At 32.3% G+C, this 18,589-nt stretch carries 14 protein-coding genes and 2 pseudogenes; 8 read left to right on the forward strand and 8 right to left on the reverse strand.

Going from position 1 to position 18,589, the window contains the following annotated elements; translation table 11 throughout:
- Window positions 1-14 precede the first annotated feature (14 nt).
- The gene (locus tag ABDW27_RS14300) at window positions 15-929 is read right to left on the reverse strand and encodes a GYDIA family GHMP kinase (protein ID WP_343696522.1); all 915 of its coding nucleotides are present in this window, start codon (window positions 927-929) and stop codon (window positions 15-17) included.
- A gap of 102 nt (window positions 930-1,031) precedes the next feature.
- Entirely contained in the window at window positions 1,032-2,345 is a 1,314-nt protein-coding gene (locus ABDW27_RS14305) for a hydroxymethylglutaryl-CoA reductase, degradative (RefSeq protein WP_343696523.1), read from the reverse strand.
- A 180-nt stretch (window positions 2,346-2,525) separates the two neighbouring features.
- Between ABDW27_RS14305 and ABDW27_RS14310 the strand changes: the two are divergent.
- The 6 genes and pseudogenes from ABDW27_RS14310 (at window position 2,526) to ABDW27_RS14335 (ending at window position 9,817) form a co-directional block, all read left to right on the forward strand.
- Window positions 2,526-4,696, forward strand: a pseudogene (locus tag ABDW27_RS14310) (S9 family peptidase).
- 36 nt (window positions 4,697-4,732) lie between these two features.
- Window positions 4,733-6,409, forward strand: coding sequence for a peptide MFS transporter (locus ABDW27_RS14315; RefSeq protein ID WP_343696524.1), 1,677 nt, complete (start codon window positions 4,733-4,735; stop codon window positions 6,407-6,409).
- 1 nt (window position 6,410) lies between these two features.
- Window positions 6,411-7,898: a peptide MFS transporter gene (locus tag ABDW27_RS14320; protein WP_343698137.1), complete on the forward strand. Its 1,488-nt coding sequence runs from the start codon at window positions 6,411-6,413 to the stop codon at window positions 7,896-7,898.
- Between the two features lie 52 nt (window positions 7,899-7,950).
- Window positions 7,951-8,418 (forward strand): thioredoxin family protein, encoded by a 468-nt coding sequence (locus tag ABDW27_RS14325; protein WP_073413038.1) that lies wholly within the window; start codon window positions 7,951-7,953, stop codon window positions 8,416-8,418.
- A 226-nt stretch (window positions 8,419-8,644) separates the two neighbouring features.
- Window positions 8,645-9,097 carry a thioredoxin family protein gene (locus ABDW27_RS14330; protein WP_343696525.1) on the forward strand — a complete coding sequence of 151 codons (453 nt, stop codon included), beginning with the start codon at window positions 8,645-8,647 and terminating at the stop codon, window positions 9,095-9,097.
- A gap of 270 nt (window positions 9,098-9,367) precedes the next feature.
- Window positions 9,368-9,817, forward strand: a complete 450-nt coding sequence (locus ABDW27_RS14335) for a thioredoxin family protein (RefSeq protein WP_343696526.1) — start codon at window positions 9,368-9,370, stop codon at window positions 9,815-9,817.
- A gap of 4 nt (window positions 9,818-9,821) precedes the next feature.
- Here ABDW27_RS14335 and ABDW27_RS14340 read toward each other — a convergent pair whose 3' ends face one another.
- Genes ABDW27_RS14340 through surE form a run of 5 tightly spaced genes read right to left on the reverse strand, consistent with a single transcriptional unit; the run spans window position 9,822 to window position 14,608 of the window.
- Window positions 9,822-11,858 carry a ComEC/Rec2 family competence protein gene (locus tag ABDW27_RS14340; RefSeq protein ID WP_343696527.1) on the reverse strand — a complete coding sequence of 679 codons (2,037 nt, stop codon included), beginning with the start codon at window positions 11,856-11,858 and terminating at the stop codon, window positions 9,822-9,824.
- Window positions 11,859-11,909: 51 nt separating this feature from the next.
- Complete coding sequence (locus ABDW27_RS14345; protein ID WP_343696528.1) at window positions 11,910-12,398, reverse strand: C40 family peptidase; 489 nt, start codon at window positions 12,396-12,398, stop codon at window positions 11,910-11,912.
- A gap of 11 nt (window positions 12,399-12,409) precedes the next feature.
- Window positions 12,410-13,525 carry a lipid-A-disaccharide synthase gene (gene lpxB / locus ABDW27_RS14350; protein WP_343696529.1) on the reverse strand — a complete coding sequence of 372 codons (1,116 nt, stop codon included), beginning with the start codon at window positions 13,523-13,525 and terminating at the stop codon, window positions 12,410-12,412.
- A 35-nt stretch (window positions 13,526-13,560) separates the two neighbouring features.
- Window positions 13,561-13,836 (reverse strand): hypothetical protein, encoded by a 276-nt coding sequence (locus ABDW27_RS14355; RefSeq protein WP_343696530.1) that lies wholly within the window; start codon window positions 13,834-13,836, stop codon window positions 13,561-13,563.
- Entirely contained in the window at window positions 13,829-14,608 is a 780-nt protein-coding gene (gene surE, locus ABDW27_RS14360; protein WP_343696531.1) for a 5'/3'-nucleotidase SurE, read from the reverse strand. The genes ABDW27_RS14355 and surE overlap by 8 nt, the downstream gene beginning before the upstream one ends.
- A gap of 212 nt (window positions 14,609-14,820) precedes the next feature.
- Between surE and ABDW27_RS14365 the strand changes: the two are divergent.
- Together ABDW27_RS14365 and ABDW27_RS14370 are read left to right on the forward strand one after the other, a co-directional pair.
- Window positions 14,821-17,003: pseudogene (locus ABDW27_RS14365) on the forward strand (carboxy terminal-processing peptidase).
- Window positions 17,004-17,088: 85 nt separating this feature from the next.
- Window positions 17,089-17,868 carry a DNA/RNA non-specific endonuclease gene (locus tag ABDW27_RS14370; RefSeq protein ID WP_343696532.1) on the forward strand — a complete coding sequence of 260 codons (780 nt, stop codon included), beginning with the start codon at window positions 17,089-17,091 and terminating at the stop codon, window positions 17,866-17,868.
- On the opposite strand, the gene rpe is transcribed toward ABDW27_RS14370, so the two are convergent.
- Window positions 17,845-18,507, reverse strand: a complete 663-nt coding sequence (gene rpe, locus ABDW27_RS14375) for a ribulose-phosphate 3-epimerase (protein ID WP_343696533.1) — start codon at window positions 18,505-18,507, stop codon at window positions 17,845-17,847. The genes ABDW27_RS14370 and rpe overlap by 24 nt on opposite strands.
- Between the last annotated feature and the right edge of the window lie 82 nt (window positions 18,508-18,589).

Consider the following 18,589-nt stretch of genomic DNA (forward strand, 5'->3'; position numbering starts at 1 on the left):
TTTTAAAAATCCTACTACTCTTGTAATATCATTTCATCATAAGAAAGTATTGTATCGTAGCCCCTTGATACAAAATAGTCCTTCGGGTTTTCTTTTGAAATGACCATTACAAAATCTCCTCCCCAGGCACCTAAACTCTTAATTGTGCCGTTAAAATCAGGAAAAGCAATTTCTTTAATAGTTCGTATTTCCAGAATATTGCTTAAATGAATTTCGTGTTTTTCTATAGCATGGGCAAACTCATTTAAAGATTTAGCATTCAAAATGGTTTTAGTAATCTTATTGTTTTCAACTACACTTTTGGCTAAATTTTGATCTTTATGTTTATTATAAGCATGTATGGCAGTTTTACTATTTTGTTTTTTATTGAGATAAACAAAAAAGATGTTTTTTGTAAAATCAGGATTAAAAACCACAGGCTCAACAAAATTATTTTCTATTCTGTATATAATAGGAGTATTGTTTTGTGCGCAGGCAATATCATAACCACTTCCGCCAAAACTATTTCTCAATAGCGTAAAGGCATTGATTTTTGTCCACTGTGCAATATTATTAATTAAAGTAGAAGAAGTTCCCAATCCCCAATTTCTTGGAAAAGTCAGATTTGTTGTGATCGCGTATCCGTTAGATTTTTGAATAAATTCAGGATTTAAAACGTATGCTTCATGAAGAATATTAATCAACGTTGTTTTTACAGTTTCAACTTCAGAATTTACGTTGTTTATAACTTCATCAAATGAGATAGAAGTTTCAAACCAAAGTTTGTTGTCGTAATCATAACTCTTCCATTCGATTATTTGATTTCCGGAATCTTCAACAATTAAATTTTGACCAAATTTTGTTGGTAATGCAAATGCATCGGCACCATCTAAAACTAAATATTCTCCAGAGATGAATAATTTTCCGTTACTATAAAAGGTTGTTGACATACTTTAATTTTAAAAAATCCAATATTTTAAAATCCAAACTCCAATTATCGTTGGGATTTGGGTTTTTATTTTGAGACTATATTTTTGGGATTTTTATTTGTTTTATTTTCTTAAACTTTCAATGAATTCCACTACAGCACTGTGTGAAACGGCAGTTTTTTTAAAATGAGCTTTAATTAAATGTCGTTCCTCGTCTGTAGCTTCAAATTGATTGATGATATTATTAAGATGCATTTTCATGTGTCCTTCCTGGATTCCGGTTGTAGTTAAAGAACGTAGTGCGGCAAAATTTTGCGCTAAACCTGCTACTGCTGTAATTTCCATCAACTCTTTGGCAGAAGGTTTTTCAAGCATTTCTAAACATAATTTTACCAGAGGATGAAGAGATGTTAATCCGCCTACAGTTCCTAAAGCCAAAGGAATTTCAAGCCAGAAAGTAAAAATTCCGTTTTCGATTTTAGCGTGAGATAAACTTGCATATTGTCCATTTTTTGAAGCATAAGCATGAACTCCGGCTTCGACAGCTCTAAAATCATTTCCGGTTGCTAATACTACAGCATCAACACCATTCATGATTCCTTTATTATGTGTTACGGCTCTAAAAGGTTCAATTTCGGCAATTTGAACAGCCTGAACAAAACGCTCGGCAAATTCTTGCGGATTTGGAATATGTTTTTCTGCTAAGTCTTCAATTGGACAAGATACTTCGGCTCTTACAAGACAATTTGGAACATAATTAGATAAAATGCTCATAATAACCGTTAGTGTATCATCTTCAGAAAACAAATCAGAGTTTTGAAATTCTTCTTTTAAAGTTGCTGCAAACTGCTCTAAACACGAATTGATAAAATTAGCGCCCATACTGTCTTTGGTTTCAAAAGCAGCATGAAGCTGAAAGTAATTTTCGAGTAAATTTCTCTTGTCTTTTAACTGAATATCTAAAATTCCGCCGCCGCGTTCCTGCATTTTTTTAGTAATGCTTTGCGTTTCAGAAAAAAACTTAGGTTTTATTTGTTCAAAAAAAGAATGCAATTTTTCAGCATCACCATTAAAATTAAAATGAACCTGACCAATTTTTTCAGTATCAATTATTGTAGCTTTAAAACCTCCGCGTGTAGCCCAAAATTTTGCGGCTTTTGATGCAGCGGCAACAACTGAGCTTTCCTCAATTGCCATTGGTATCGTTTTGTACTTCCCGTTGATCAAAAAATTAGGCGCAACCCCAAGCGGAATATATAAATTGGTAATAGTATTCTCAATAAATTCATCGTGCAGCTGCTGTAGCTTTTCATCTGAATTCCAGTAATTTCTTATAATATTCAAAGCCTCTTCGGGAGTCGAAAAATATTCGTTGGCGATCCAGTTAATTTTTTCTTTTTTGGATAATTTAGAAAATCCGGCAACAGCGTTGTTCATTCTCAATATATTAAATAATAATGTTGCGGCAAAGATACTATTTTAAGAGTTTTGTTTGCTATGTATTTTAAATTTGAAAATACGCAATCGTTATTTTTTTTAACATTTAACACTTAAAATGTGTATTATGTTTATTTTTTTTACTAAAATTGGGCTCTTTTTATATTTAAAATAATTATAATGAATACAAGTAAAATTACTGTAGTACTTTTATTTATAGTTGCATCGGTTTTCGGGCAGCAAAAAATAACAGTCGAAAACATTTATAGTGGAGCATTTCGGGCAAAAGGAATGGACGAATTGCAATCTTTAAAAAATACAAATCAATATACTGTTTTAAATGTTGATCAGGCAAGCAGAACAATGCAGATTGATTTATATGATTTTGCAACCCTGAAAAAAGTATCAAATTTAATTGATACAAAAAACTTCAAAGAACTTTCAGACGGAATTGACAGCTACACCTTCGATGCTTCAGAAAAAAAGATTTTAATTGCTTGTAATTCTAACCAAATCTTCCGTCACTCTTTTACAGCAGATTATTATTTATACGATATCGCTTCTAAATCTTTAACAAAACTTGTTGATTTTCAAATTCAGGAGCCGACTTTTTCTCCAGACGGAACAAAAATCGCTTATGCTAAAGAAAACAATTTGTATGTTTATGATGTAGCTTCAAAAAAATCTACTGCTGTTACTACAGATGGAAAGAAAAATGCAGTTATAAACGGTATTACTGACTGGGTTTATGAAGAAGAATTTGCTTTTGTACGCGCATTCGACTGGAGTAAAGACAGTAAAAAATTAGCTTATATTCGTTTTGATGAAAGCCAGGTTCCTGAGTTTTCAATGTCAATCTTCAAAAAGATTTATATCCAACAATCGAAACTTTTAAATATCCTAAAGCTGGAGAGAAAAACTCTGAAGTTTCTTTACATATTTATGATGCTGCAGGAAATACTTCTAAAAAAGTTGAATTAGGAAATTACAATGATTTCTACATTGCCAGATTACAATGGACAAACGATAATAACACTTTATCTGCTCAGGTTTTAAACCGTCATCAGGATAATCTTGATTTATTATTTATTGACGGAACTACAGCTGCAGCAAAAGTGGTTTTAAATGAAAAAGACAAAGCTTACGTAGATGTTACGGATAACTTAACTTTCTTAAAAGATAACAGTTTCATCTGGACTAGCGAAAAAGATGGTTTCAATCATATTTATGTTTATGATAAAACCGGAAAACTTAAAAATCAAGTTACAAAAGGAAACTGGGAAGTTGTTTCTTATTACGGTTTCGACGAAAAAACAAAAACTATTTTCTACCAGTCTACAGAAAATGGTTCTATCAACAGAGATATTTACAGAATTGGTTTAGACGGGAAAAATAAAACTCGTTTGACTACAAAAGTTGGAACTAGTGCGGCAACTTTCAGTCCTAATTTCCAATATTTCATTACAACATTCTCAAGTAATTTAGTACCTACGACTTATACTTTAAATGAGGCTAAAACAGGAAAAGAAATTCAGGTTATCGAAAATAATCAGGCTCTTGCTGATAAATTAAAAGCATATAATCTTCCTGCAAAAGAATTTTTTGTTTTAAAAACGGCTAAAGGAAACGAATTGAATGCTTGGATTTTAAAACCAAAAGATTTTGATCCTTCTAAAAAATATCCTGTTTTCATGTACCAATATTCTGGCCCTGGATCTCAACAGGTAAACAACGACTGGAATAACAGCGACGATTACTGGTTTTTATCTCTTACTCAGCAAGGTTATATCGTAGCTTGCGTTGATGGTAGAGGAACTGGTTTTAAAGGTGCTGATTTCAAAAAAGTAACTCAGAAAGAATTAGGAAAATACGAAGTTGAAGATCAAATTGATGCTGCAAAAGTAATTGGAGCATATCCTTATGTTGATGCTTCAAGAATTGGAATTTTCGGATGGAGTTATGGAGGTTTTATGGCTTCTAACTGTATCTTCCAGGGGAATGATGTATTTAAAATGGCAATTGCTGTTGCTCCGGTTACAAACTGGAGATTTTATGACAGCGTTTACACAGAAAGATACATGCAGACTCCGCAGGAAAATGCAAGTGGATACGACCAAAACTCTCCTATAAACCACGTTGATAAATTGAAAGGTAAATTTTTATTGATTCACGGTTCTGGTGATGATAACGTACATGTGCAAAATTCAATGCAGATGATGGAAGCATTAATTCAGGCTAATAAACAGTTTGATTCTCAAATTTATCCAGATAAAAACCATGGCATTTATGGCGGAAAAACGAGAATTCAGCTTTACAATAAGATGACAAATTTCATCAAAGAAAATTTATAATTTAAAAAGTATTAACCTTAAAAAATAATGAATAATATGGGAGAAACTCAAGTAAAAACTGGGCATCCAAAAGGACTTTGGGTATTGTTTGGAACGGAGATGTGGGAGAGATTCAATTTCTATGGAATGCGAGCTTTATTAACTTTATTTCTTGTGAATTCATTATTAATGAAGGAAGAAGAAGCTTCACTAATTTATGGAGGTTTCCTTGGACTTTGTTATTTAACTCCAATGCTTGGAGGTTTTATTGCCGATCGTTTTTTAGGAAACAGAAATTGTATCTTATTAGGTGGATTGTTAATGGCAATAGGACAAATGTTGTTATTTACCAGTGGAAGTGTTTTTGAATCTAATTTGGCATTAGCGAAAGCTATTATGTATTGCGGATTAGGTGTAATTGTTTTTGGTAATGGATTCTTCAAACCAAATATTTCTAGTATGGTTGGAAGTTTGTATCCAAAACAAGAAAAAACAAAATTAGATACTGCTTTCACTATTTTTTACATGGGTATTAATATTGGAGCTTTCTTAGGGCAGTCAATTTGTCCGTTATTAGGAGATGTGAAAGATGCAGGAGGAATTAGAGATATTCATGCATTCAGATGGGGTTTTATGGCAGCTTCTGGAGCAATGCTTATTGGAACAATTCTTTTCTATTTCTTAAAAAACAAATATGTGGTTTCTCCGGAAGGAAGACCTTTAGGAGGTTTGCCTTCTAAAAATGTAGCAGAAGATTTTGAAGAAGGAGAAGCTCAAAAAGCAAATTTCTCTTCTAAATCATTAGTAATTGCAGGAGCGGCATTTATTGCTTTAGGATTCTTTTTTCATTATGTAGTTGGTCAGAATTTAATTTACACTTTGATCTATTCAAGTGGTTTGGCATTAGCGGGATTAATTATTTCTGATACATCATTGACTAAAATAGAAAGAGACAGAATTATTGTAATTTATATCGTTTCCTTCTTTATTGTTTTCTTCTGGGCAGCATTTGAGCAGGCAGGTTCCTCATTGACTTTTATTGCGGATAACCAAACAGACAGACATTTCTTTGGATGGTTAATGCCGCCATCGATGGTTCAGATTTTTAACGGACTTTTTGTTGTAGTAATGGCAGTTCCGTTTAGTGTTCTTTGGGATTTCTTAAGAGCAAAAGATAAAGAACCAATTTCGCCAGTAAAATTGGCTGCTGGATTAGTAATCATTTCAATAAGTTTCTTCATGATTGCTACTCAAGTTTCATTTTTAGGAACTTCAGGATTATTACTTGTAAAATGGTTGATCTTGTTATATTTCTTAAATACTTGTGCAGAGTTATGTTTATCTCCAATTGGTTTATCATTAGTAGGTAAATTATCGCCAAAACGTTTTGCATCATTATTATACGGAGTATTTTTCTTGTCTAATGCATCAGGTTATGCTTTAGGAGGTACTTTGGGTTCTATACTTCCGGCAACTGGAGATAAATTTGCAAAAGCAAAAGAATTAGGGATCGATCTTCAGGCAGTTTTAGACAAAAAAATAACACCTACAGCAGAACAATTAGCATTATTAGATCAACATCAAATTAGTGATCATAATCCTATTTTTGCAGGATTTGAAATTCATAATTTATATGAGTTCTTTATGGTATTTGTTGTTCTTACTGGTATTGCGGCAATTATATTATTTGCTTTGACTCCATTGTTGAAAAAAATGATGCATGGTGTTAGATAAGATGGAAAACAATATTACAGCTTTAGAGGAAATTCAAAATTTTAAAGGCAAGTACCCAAAACAATTGTGGTACTTGTTTTTGGTTGAAATGTGGGAACGTTTTTGTTTCTACGGAATGCGCGGGGTTTTAGCTTTTTTTATGGTAGACCAATTAGGTTTAGTTGAAGGAAAAGCAAATTTACAATACGGTGCTATTCAGGCATTTGTTTACGCATTTACTTTTATTGGCGGAATTTTCGCTGATAAAATATTAGGATTTAAAAAGTCACTTCTTTTTGGAGGAATTGTAATGATTTTAGGGAATTTGCTTATTGCGGCTTCTCCTCATGATTTCTTCTATTATGGAATAACACTTTCTATTATCGGAACAGGTTTCTTTAAGCCGAATGTTTCTTCGATGGTAGGAGAGTTGTATCATGAAAATGACGGTCGTCGTGACGCAGGTTACGGATTGTTTTACGCCGGAATTAATATTGGAGGAATGCTTGGCGGCGCGATACCAATTTACTTAGGAAAAAACTATTCATGGAGTCTTTGTTTTCTTTCTGCGGCTATTGTTATGGTAATTGGAGTAATAACTTTCCTTTTAACAAAAAAGCATTTAGCACCAATTGGAAATTCTCCTTTAGAAAATTATGAGCCTAAAAAACGTACTTTACGCGAAATCGCTGTATATGTGGGTTCATTTTTGGTTATACCTTTCGTTTATATAATGGTAATTAATTCTGATTATACAGAGTATTTCATGTATACAATGGGAGTAGTGGCATTAGCATATTTTGTCTACGAACTAATCATGATAAAAGATAGCAAACAACAGATTAAACTTTTAGCTGCATTTGTATTTATCTTTGGGTATTTCATGTTTATGGCCATTTCAGAGCAATCTGGAGGATCATTGTCTTTATTTGCAAAAGATAATTTGTCAAGCAAAATGTTGTTTTTCCATATCGATCCAAACGTTGTAAATAATAGTATAAATTCGCTTTACGTTATTATCTTCAGTCCGCTAGTAGGGCTATTATGGATTTACCTTGCTAAAAGAAAATTAGAGCCTAATACTGTTATTAAATTCGGATACTCGTTTATTTTACTGGCAGCCGGTTTCTTTATTTTCTACAGTGCCAGATTTTTTGTAGGTCAGGATGGGTTGAGTTCGCTTGATGTATTTGCTTTAGGATATTTAGTATATACCCTTGGTGAATTATGTATCGGTCCGATCGGAATGTCAGTAATTACAAAATTATCTCCTAAACGTTTGTTTGGAATGATGATGGGATTGTGGTTTCTTTCTAGTGCCTTCGGACAATTTGCTGCCGGAAAATTAGGTGCCGAAATATCTGATGCTAACACAGGAACAACGTTAATGTCTAAGCTTATTGCTTATACTGATGGTTATTACCAATTGGCATTGTATTCTTTAATTGCGGGTGTAGCATTTATTGTTTTAACTCCGTTAATTAGAAGGTTAATGCAGGAAGTAAAATAGTGCATGTTTTTTCAATTCATTTTTTGTTTAAATTTGCCAAAAATAACTTGTTATGAAAAGAATATTATTAATAGCTTTTTTTGTAGTTGGAGCATTTGCTAGTCAGGCTCAGGAACTAAAATGGTATACTGATGTTAAAGAAGCGATCACAGTAAGTAATAAGGAGCAAAAGCCAATGCTGATGTTTTTTACAGGAAGTGACTGGTGCGGATGGTGCATTCGTTTGCAAAACGAAGTTTTAAAAACTGCCGAATTTAAAAAATGGGCTGCTGATAATGTTGTTTTAGTTGAATTAGATTATCCAAGAGCTGTGCCTCAAACGCCAGAGCTTAAAAATCAAAATAACGAACTGCAACAAGCATTTGGTATTCAGGGATTTCCAACAGTATTCTTTACAAGTGCTGAAACAAGAGATGGAAGAATTAACTTTAAGGGACTTGGAAAAACAGGTTATGTTGCCGGAGGTCCTTCTGCTTGGTTAACCGTTGCGGAAAGCATTGTTCATCCTAAAAAATCTTAAATAAACAATTAAGAAATATTAAATTATATATTAAAACTCCTTACAATTTTGTAAGGAGTTTTTTTGTTTAGTAAGAAAAGATTTTCATTTGTCATCATTAAATTATTATTTCAATATTAATTTATAAATAAAAAAACATATAATGTAATTTTTGATGTAATTAAATTTGGATAATTAAAATATTGTGTTAATTTCGTCATGCTATACTAACCAAAACCGATATAATATGACTAAAAAATTACTTATCCTACTGTTTTTTTTAGGTTCATTTTTCATGCAGGCACAAACACTTGCATGGAGAACAAACATGACTGATGCAATCGCAATTAGTAATGAAGAAAGAAAACCAATGTTAATTTTATTCACTGCCTCAGGTGTACCAGAAAATCTTCAAAATGAAATCTTTAAAACGCCGGATTTTGCAGTTTGGTCGCGTGATAATGTCATTCTTGTAAAATTAGATTTATCTGATGCGACAGCTTCAGATGGTGATAAAGAGCAGAACATTAAATTGAAGAATGCATTCGGAGTTGATGAATTGCCACAAGTATGTTACGCAATGGCTTCAATAAGAAAAAACAAAACAACTTTTAGCGCCCTTGGAAAAATTGCATATAAGCCTGGAGGAGCAAAAGCATGGATTGCAGAATCAAATAATATCCTGCACCCAAGCGAATAATAACTTTAAATTAAGTTTTCTTAGTTTAATTTGTAGAATCCCTTTTCAATTTTGGTTGAAAAGGGATATTTTTTTTAAACAAGCTGAAATGTAAATTATACATTTAATATTTTAGAATGGAAAAATTTTCATTTTTTTCAAATTTTAAACCTTAAAAAATCAAATTCATTTTAATGCTGTTTTTTTGTAACTATTTGTTTTAAAGACGGTTGTTTGATGTTGGTTTTGTGTTAATTTAGTTTTATTAACCAACCCAAAACCAATAAAACTATGACCCGAAAACTACTTATCCTGCTATTTTTTCTAGTAACATTTTTAGCTAAATCGCAAAGTTTAGAATGGAAAACCAGTATAACCGACGCGATTAACATAAGCAATGAAGAAAGAAAACCACTTTTAATTTTATTTACGGCAGCTACTGCTCCCGAAAGCCTGGAAAAAGAGGTGTTTAGGACATTAGACTTTGAGAAATGGTCTCGCAAAAATGTGATTCTATTAAAACTTGATTTGTCTGATGCTGCAATGTCGAGCGAAGCTAAAGAACAAAACATTAAATTGAAAAATGCATTTGGAGTTATAGACTTGCCCGAAGTTTGTTATGCCAATGCTGCTATCAGAAAAGGCAAAACCGCTTTTGATTTATTAGGCAGGCTTCCGTATAATTCGAATGGTGTAAAAGCTTTTATAACCGATTCTAATTTGATTTTAAACCCTGAATAAAAGACTAGTTCAATCTATAAAATCCCTTTTCAGCAGTGGCATGAAAAGGGATATTTTTTTTCTCACAGCTTTCTTTCCACATTTTTTGAATTGCGTACGAATTTGATCCGTCGGCAATAATAATTTGTGGATGTGTTTCTTGTAAAAGCCTTTCAAAATTTATTTTAGGAGACTGAGTCAGAACTAAAATATCCGGCTGAACAGTATTTTCATAAACGCCGGAACTGTCTATTATTGCGATCTTTTTTCCATTAAAAAATAAAACATTTTTAATTTGCTGAGATTTATTCAAAATACTAAAATTACCAACCAAATAAGAATTAAAAGTATTACTCTTAGAACTTTTCTCTATAGTAGTATCGCGGGTAAACAGTGTAATTTCTCTGCCAAATCTTTTCGAAATTAATGTGTTCTTTTTGGCATTATAAACAATTAATTCTTTTTGGCTTGCTGTTTCTCTTTTAGTATAAATAAAAGAAAGCTGTACAGAAATTATTGAAACAAATACAATCGCAAGTTTATTGAAACTTGGTTTCTTTGACCAAATTGTTGCACTTATAATTAAGAAGTAAAGTGTAATTAAATAATAAAAATTAAAGCTGATATCCTGAATTACAAAAGATTCAAATGATGCAACATAATGAATCATTTTGTTTAGTATAAAAATACTTTTTTCAAAAATATAAACCAGAATTTCCGGCGGACTTTTGAAAATGGCAAAAATCATAACGATAATTCCTGCAATCATAATGAAAGATAAAACAGGAAGAATTATAATATTGGTAACAAAAAACAATCCCGGGAATTGATGGAAATAATAAAGGCATAAAGGCAAAGTGCCAATTTGTGCAGCGAATGAAACTGTTAATGCATCCCAGATATAAATTGCTATTTTGTTTTTTGGCGACCAGATTTTCTTTAAAATCGGCTGCAGCCAAACAATAAAAAACAACGCCAGGTAACTTAATTGAAAACCAACATCAAATAAAAAATAAGGTTCAAAAAGCAATATCAATAAAATGGAAACCAATAAAGTGTGATAAATATTGCCGCTCCGGCGTAAATGATTTCCAATTGCAACAAACGAAAACATTACAACAGATCGCAGTACAGAAGGAGATAATCCGGAGATAACGGCAAAGCCAGCCAATGAAATTAAAATCGAAATTAATTTTATTGCCGAACCTTTTCTGGTATTGGGAATTGGTTTTAGAATAAACATTATAAAAAGCATTATAAAACCAACATGCAGTCCCGAAACCGAAAGAACATGTGTAGCTCCCGAGTACTGATAATCTTTTATTATATCGGATGAAATTTCCTGCTGTTGTCCCAAAATCAATGCCAGTGCGACATTCATTTCATCTTTACTAAAATTGGCATTTTGGAGATTCTTTAGAATAGTTGAGTGCAAACGTCCCGAATAATACCAAATATCTTTTTTAATATTCTCGTTAATCTTTATTTCAGATTTTTGGCAATATAGCTGAGCATAAATCTGTTTATCGGCTAAGTATTTTGCATAATCAAACTGATTTGGATTTTTACTGGATGATGTTTTTTGTAAAGTCGTTTTAACCTGTATTATGTTTCCAATTATCAAAGGATTTTGAAGGCTGTCTTTTTGAAAATTTACAATAATTTTTCCAGAATAAATTTGTTTGTCTATGCTGTTTATGAGTCCAATATAGCGGTCATTATAATCATTACTTTTGAGCTTTTCACGTAATGTAAAAGTGATAAACTGAGGTTTCTCAAATACTGTTTTTGAATGTGTATAATTTGATTTATCAAAAGTATCAGTATGAAAAATCAAAACGCAGATTCCGATTGAAAACGAAATAAAATAACTGCATATCCCAAATAAAATATTGCTTGTTTTATTTTTCTTCGAAATAAAATAGAAAATACAGAATAGTATGCTGCTTATTCCAAGAAATGCAAGTGAAACTTCGATTGAAGGCCAGCAATAATAAGAAACTAAAATTCCGAAAAGAAAAGCGATCGTAATTTTTATTAAAGGAAAATCTAATACTTTCATGGGCTAAAAGTATTAAAATTTTGTAAGAAAATAAATATGTTTTATGAAAAACTATTCGAGTATTCTGTTTACCTGTTCGAATGAATTTTTATAATACGCTTCTTTGGTAGAAGAAATAATGACGCCTTTTGAGGTAGAAGAATGTACAAATTTTATTTCATCTAAATTTACTTCTACAATAAGACCTACATGATTGATTTGTTTGCTTTTATTGGTTTTAAAGAAAATCAAATCGCCTTTTTTAGCATCATTAAGCGGAATCACTTTTCCAACTTTTGCCTGTTCGTAAGAACTTCTTGGCAACTTTATGTTTTCAGATTCAAAAGTATTGTAGACTAATCCAGAGCAGTCAAAACCGTTTTTTGTAGTTCCGCCCGCTTTGTATTTTACACCAATATTATCTGTTGCCGTTTCAATTAAATTCTTAACAAGAGATCTGTTGTTTTCTTTTTTTGGCTCACTTTTGCTTACAGCAGTCGACGTCGATTTACATGAAACCAATACGATTGATAGAATAAGAAAAACGAATACCTTTTTCAAAACAGAAATATTTAAGATTTTAAATCGGCAACAATCAATTTAGCAGTTTTTTTGCTTGCACCAACTCCGCCTAGTTTTTGCTCTAAAACATCATAATCTTTAAGCAGTTTTTCGCGATGCGAAGGTTCAAGTAATTTGTTTAATTCTTCTTTAATGCGTTTTGTATTGCAGTCGCCCTGAATTAATTCGGTAACAACTTCCTGATCCATAATTAAATTAACAAGCGAAATATATTTTAAAGTAATAATTCGTTTAGCAATTTGATACGAAACCTCGCTTCCTTTATAACAAACCACTTCCGGAACTTTAAAAAGTGCCGTTTCTAAAGTTGCAGTTCCTGAAGTTACTAATGCAGCTGTCGATGAACGAAGCAAATCATAAGTTTTGTTTGAGACAAATGCGATGTTTTTGTTTTTAATAAACTGCTGATAAAATTCATAATCCTGACTTGGCGCACCGGCAATAACAAATTCATAATCCTGAAAATCATCAACAACGCTCAGCATTACGCTTAGCATTTTGGTAATTTCCTGTTTACGGCTTCCAGGTAAAACGGCAATAATAGGTTTTTCTCCTAAATTATGTTCGGCTCTAAAAGCAGCTTCATTAAAAGCAGGCTGATTTTGAATAGCATCGATCAAAGGATGCCCGACAAAATCTACAGGAAAATGATGTTTGTCTTCGTAGAAACTTTTTTCAAAAGGAAGAATAACAAACATCTTATCGACGTCTTGTTTTATAGCATTGATACGATTTTCCTTCCAGGCCCAGATTTGAGGAGAAATGTAATAATGTGTTTTGTAATTCAGTTCTTTAGCCCATTTTGCAATACGCATATTAAAGCCTGGATAATCAATAAAAATAATCACATCCGGTTTAAACTCAGAGATGTCTTTTTTACAGATTTTGATATTATTCAAAATCGTTTTTAAGTTAAAAACAACTTCAACAAAACCCATAAAAGCTAATTCGCGATAGTGTTTTACTAATGTTCCGCCGGCTTTTTGCATTAAATCACCACCCCAAAATCTAATGTCTGCCTGAGGATCTTCCTCGTATAATGCTTTCATTAAATTTGAACCGTGTAAATCTCCAGAAGCTTCGCCAGCTATTATGTAATATTTCATATCAACGAATTTTTATTGCAGCACAAAGATAGGATTTAAATAATTATAGTCGAAATAGCAAGAACAATCACCGCCAAAATCACGCCTCGCGCCATCATTTCTTTATTTCTTTGTAAAAGAAGTAAAAAAACGGCAAGGTCTAAAACGGTTCCAATTGTAATTACTTTTCCTATATAACCCATTTGTCTTAGGGCTTGAATTCCTGTCGAAATATCAAACTTTGTAAAAAAAGTGATGAACAAATAACTTCCGAGAAGCGAAGTAAAAATTCCGACCAAAAATCCAATTAAGATTTCTTTTTTATTATCCATTTAATTTCCAGGTGTTAAGTTGCTGCATTGTATGATGTGCGGTTAAGTCAAACTGAACGGGAACGACCGAAATATATCCGTTTTCAAGTGCCCATTCGTCTGTATCTTCACCATTATCTTCGTTGGTAAATTTCCCTGTTAACCAGTAATAATCTTTACCGTAAGGAGTTTGTCTTTTATCAAATTTCTGAGCATAATACGCTTTCGCCTGACGGCAGATTTTGATTCCCTTGATTTCTTTTTCACTCAATTTCGGAAAGTTAACATTTAAAACGACTCCGGGCGGAAGTTTATTTTTTAAAGTTTCTAAAGCTATTTTCTTCACAAAAGATTTTACAGGTTCAAAATCAGCATTCCAGTCAAAGTCTAAAAGAGAGAAACCAATTGCCTGAATTCCTTCAATTCCTGCTTCAACAGCCGCACTCATTGTTCCTGAATAAATTACATTGATAGAAGAGTTTGAACCGTGATTAATTCCAGAAACACATAAATCGGGCTTTCTTTTTAAGATTTCATTTACTGCCAATTTTACACAGTCAACAGGCGTTCCTGAGCAGCTGTATTCGGTAATTATGTCATCCTCTTTAGAAATTTTATCTAAAAATAAAGTATTGTTTATTGTAATCGCGTGACCCATTGCACTTTGAGGTTTATCGGGAGCAACCACCACAACATCGCCAATAGTTTCCATAACACTTATTAAAGCTCTGATTCCGGGAGCAAGAATTCCGTCGTCATTAGTTACCAATATTAAAGGTTTTTCGTCTTTCATGCTGCGTTTTTCATTTTTGATTTATCAAAATTAAAGCTTGTTATAGCAAATGTAATAACAGATTTTGGTAGAATACTAACAAATAAATAAAAATTGTAAACTAAATTTCAGAAGCCTTTTAAGCAAGAAACATTTTTATATCTTTAACAAAAAATTATACTGATCTTGGCATGTTGGCATAGTTTTTACCGTAACTTAGATTAAAAAATTTGATGAATGCTATTATTAAGTTTATGAAAAGAAATTATAAAATACTTATAGCCGTATTATGCTTGTCTTTGACCCTGTTTGCTTTTAAGATTAATGCTGACAAGAATGATGATCCGGATCCAAATAGAGACAAGACACTTTTAGAATTACTGGCTTTCGTTATTGATAAAGGACACTACAGCCCGGCTGAAATAAATGACGAGTTTTCAAAAGGTATTTTTAAAGACTACATCGAAGCTTTAGACCCTTCGAAGAGATTTTTCCTGCAGTCTGATATTGATGAATTTAAGCAATATGAGCTGATGCTGGACGATCAGTTTTTGAATAAAGACTTAACATTCTTTAATCTGACGTATACAAGGCTGATGAAAAGAATGGAAGAAAGCAAAAAACGTTACAAAACTATTTTAGCACAGCCTTTTAATTACAATACCGAAGAGACTTTTAATGCAGATTATGAGAATCTTCCGTATGCTAAAAATTTGACTGAAATTAATGAAAGATGGAGAAAACAAATTAAGTTATCTACACTTTCTTCGCTTGTAACGAAACAAAAAATTGAAGAAGAGAAAAAGAAAAAGATCCTGCGTATCAGGAAAAATCTTTTGAAACTTTAGAAAAAGAAACTCGCGAAAGTTCATTAAAGTCTTTAGACGATAATTTTAGTGTTATTAAAGATTTGAATAAAGATTACTGGTTCTCAGTGTATTTGAATTCAATTATGACACGTTTTGATCCGCATACAAGTTATTTTGCTCCAGAAGAAAAAGATCGTTTTGATGTAAATATCAGCGGAAAACTGGAAGGAATTGGTGCAAGATTAACTAAGAAAAATGATTTTACTCAAATTGATGAGTTAATTTCCGGTGGACCGGCATGGAAAGGAAAACAACTTGAAGCTGGAGATTTAATTTTAAAAGTAGCTCAAGGAAACGAAGAACCTGTTGATGTAGTAGGAATGCGTCTTGATGATGTTGTGAAAAAAATCAAAGGTCATAAAGGAACTGAAGTAAAACTTACCGTAAAAAAAGTTGACGGAAGTATTAAGGTAATTTCAATTATCAGAGATGTTGTTGAAATTGAAGAAACATATGCAAAATCTAGTATTGTTGAGAAAAACGGATTGAAATACGGGGTTATTTACCTGCCTAAATTCTATATCGATTTTGAAAACAAAGATGGCCGAGATGCCGGAAAAGATATTGCTCTTGAAGTTGAAAGACTGAAAAAAGAAAATGTAAACGGTATCGTCCTTGATGTTCGTGATGATGGTGGAGGATCTCTTTCTACAGTTGTTGATATTGCAGGTTTATTTATAGAAGAAGGACCAATTGTTCAGGTAAAATCTGCCGGAAAGAAAAAAGAAGTTTTATACGATAAAGATAAAAAGATAGAGTGGGACGGACCATTGGTAATTATGGTTAACAGTTTCTCTGCTTCGGCTTCAGAAATTTTAGCGGCTGCAATTCAGGATTACAAACGTGGGGTTATCATCGGAAGTAAACAAACTTACGGTAAAGGAACGGTGCAAAATGTATTGGATTTGAACCAATTTGTTCGTAATGCAAATTACGGTGATTTGGGTGCTTTGAAAATTACAGGTCAAAAATTCTATAGAATTAATGGAGGTTCTACGCAATTAGAAGGAGTTCACAGTGACGTTGTGATGCCAGATCGTTATGCTTACTTAAAAATGGGAGAGCGTGATATTGACAATGCAATGCCATGGGATAAAATTGATCCGGCTGATTACAGTACGTGGACTTCTAACGAGAACTTTGGTAAAGCTATCGAAAAAAGTAGAATGAGAATTGCGCAAAATCCTCAATTCAAATTAATTGAAGACAATGCAAAATGGATTGATACTAAGAATAAAGAAAACACATACAGCCTGAACATTAATAGTTTTAAACTAACTCAGGAACAGGTTGAAAATGAAGGAAAAAAATACAAACCAATTTCTGATTACAAAAACAATTTAGTTTTTAAATCATTGCCTTATGAAGAAGCTGAAATGAACAATGATGCAACTTTAAAAGAAAAAAGAGAGTCATGGCACCAAGCATTATCTAAAGATGTTTATGTTGAAGAGGCTTTAAATGTTTTAGATGATTTACAAAGCAAATCATATGTAAAAGCTGGGGTTTCATCTAAAATGAAAAAGGATAAATTGGTAAAATCTTAAAAATTTTAGACATTTAATTTGTTATTAAAACGCTTCTTAAAGTAATTTTTGAAGCGTTTTTTTTAAATTTAAAATAATGATATTTATGAGAAATATTTTAGTTTGCGGTTTCCTAAGTCTGTTGCTGTTTTCTTGTAAAAAAGAAAATGAAGTGAATACTGAAATTGTACAGAAACAGAATTCTTTTGTTTCTGACCAAAGCAATACTGGATCGCTATACCCCGTTTCGTATCAGCCTACATCGACCACAGGGCAAATTGTTGAACATAAATATTACACTCTTTCTTATAATGAAAAATTTGAACAGGCAGAGTGGGTTGCTTATGAATTAAAGAAAGAATATCTGAAAAACGGAAACTATAAACGTCCTTATTTTATTGAAGATCCAAAAGTGTCAACAGGTTCTGCTGATTGGAGAAACTATAAAAAATCAGGATATGATAAAGGACATCTTTGTCCTGCCGGAGATATGGAATTTAGTGAAGATGCCTATAATGATACATTTTATACGTCAAATATTTCTCCGCAAAGACATGATTTTAATAGTGGAATTTGGAACAGAATCGAACAAAAAACGCGTTATTGGGCAGATAAATACAATGATATTTATGTAGTTACGGGGGGAATATTGAAAGATACAGATAAAAAAATAGGAACAGAAAAAGTTTCTGTTCCTAAATATTTTTATAAAATTGTTTTGGCTAAATCCGGAAAAGAACATAAAGCAATTGCGTTCTTAGTTCCAAATGAAGATAGCGATAAGCCTATTTATGATTTTGTAGTTCCTATCGAAACTTTAGAAAAAATGACCGGAATTGACTTTTTTCCAAATCTAAAAAACTTAAAAAGCAGTAAGGACTTTTAAGTCAGCAATTGTTTCAATTGGATTTTCGGCTTTAAAGACAAAGCTTCCGGCAACTAAAACATCTGCTCCGGCTTCTACTAATTGTTTAGCATTTTTATTGGTTACACCGCCATCAATTTCGATTAAAGTTGAGGCATTTTTTCGTGTAATTAATGCTTTTAGTTTTTGAACTTTAGCATATGTATTTTCGATAAAGGACTGTCCTCCAAAACCAGGATTTACACTCATTATACAAACCAGATCAATATCGTTAATTACATCTTCAAGTAAATCGATATTGGTATGCGGGTTAATCGCAACTCCGGCTTTCATTCCTTCGGCTTTTATTGCCTGAAGAGTTCTGTGTAAATGCGTGCAGGCTTCGTAATGTACTGTTAAGCCATTTGCGCCTAAATCAGCAAATGTTTTAATGTAACGATCAGGATCGATAATCATCAAGTGTACATCAATGTATTTTTTTGCATGCTTAGAAATAGCTTCTAAAACCGGCATTCCGAAAGAGATATTCGGAACAAAAACTCCATCCATAATATCAATATGAAACCAGTCGGCCTGACTATTATTTATCATTTCGATATCACGTTGTAAATTGGCAAAATCAGCCGCAAGAACAGAAGGAGCAATAAATGTATTTTTCATTGTGTAGTTATGTTGTTTTTATTACAAAGATAATTTTTTTTATGCGGTGCGTGGTAATTTAACCGCAAAGTGCACAAAGGTT

The organism is Flavobacterium sp. (assembly GCF_039595935.1).
In the GTDB taxonomy this organism is placed as follows: Bacteria; Bacteroidota; Bacteroidia; order Flavobacteriales; family Flavobacteriaceae; genus Flavobacterium.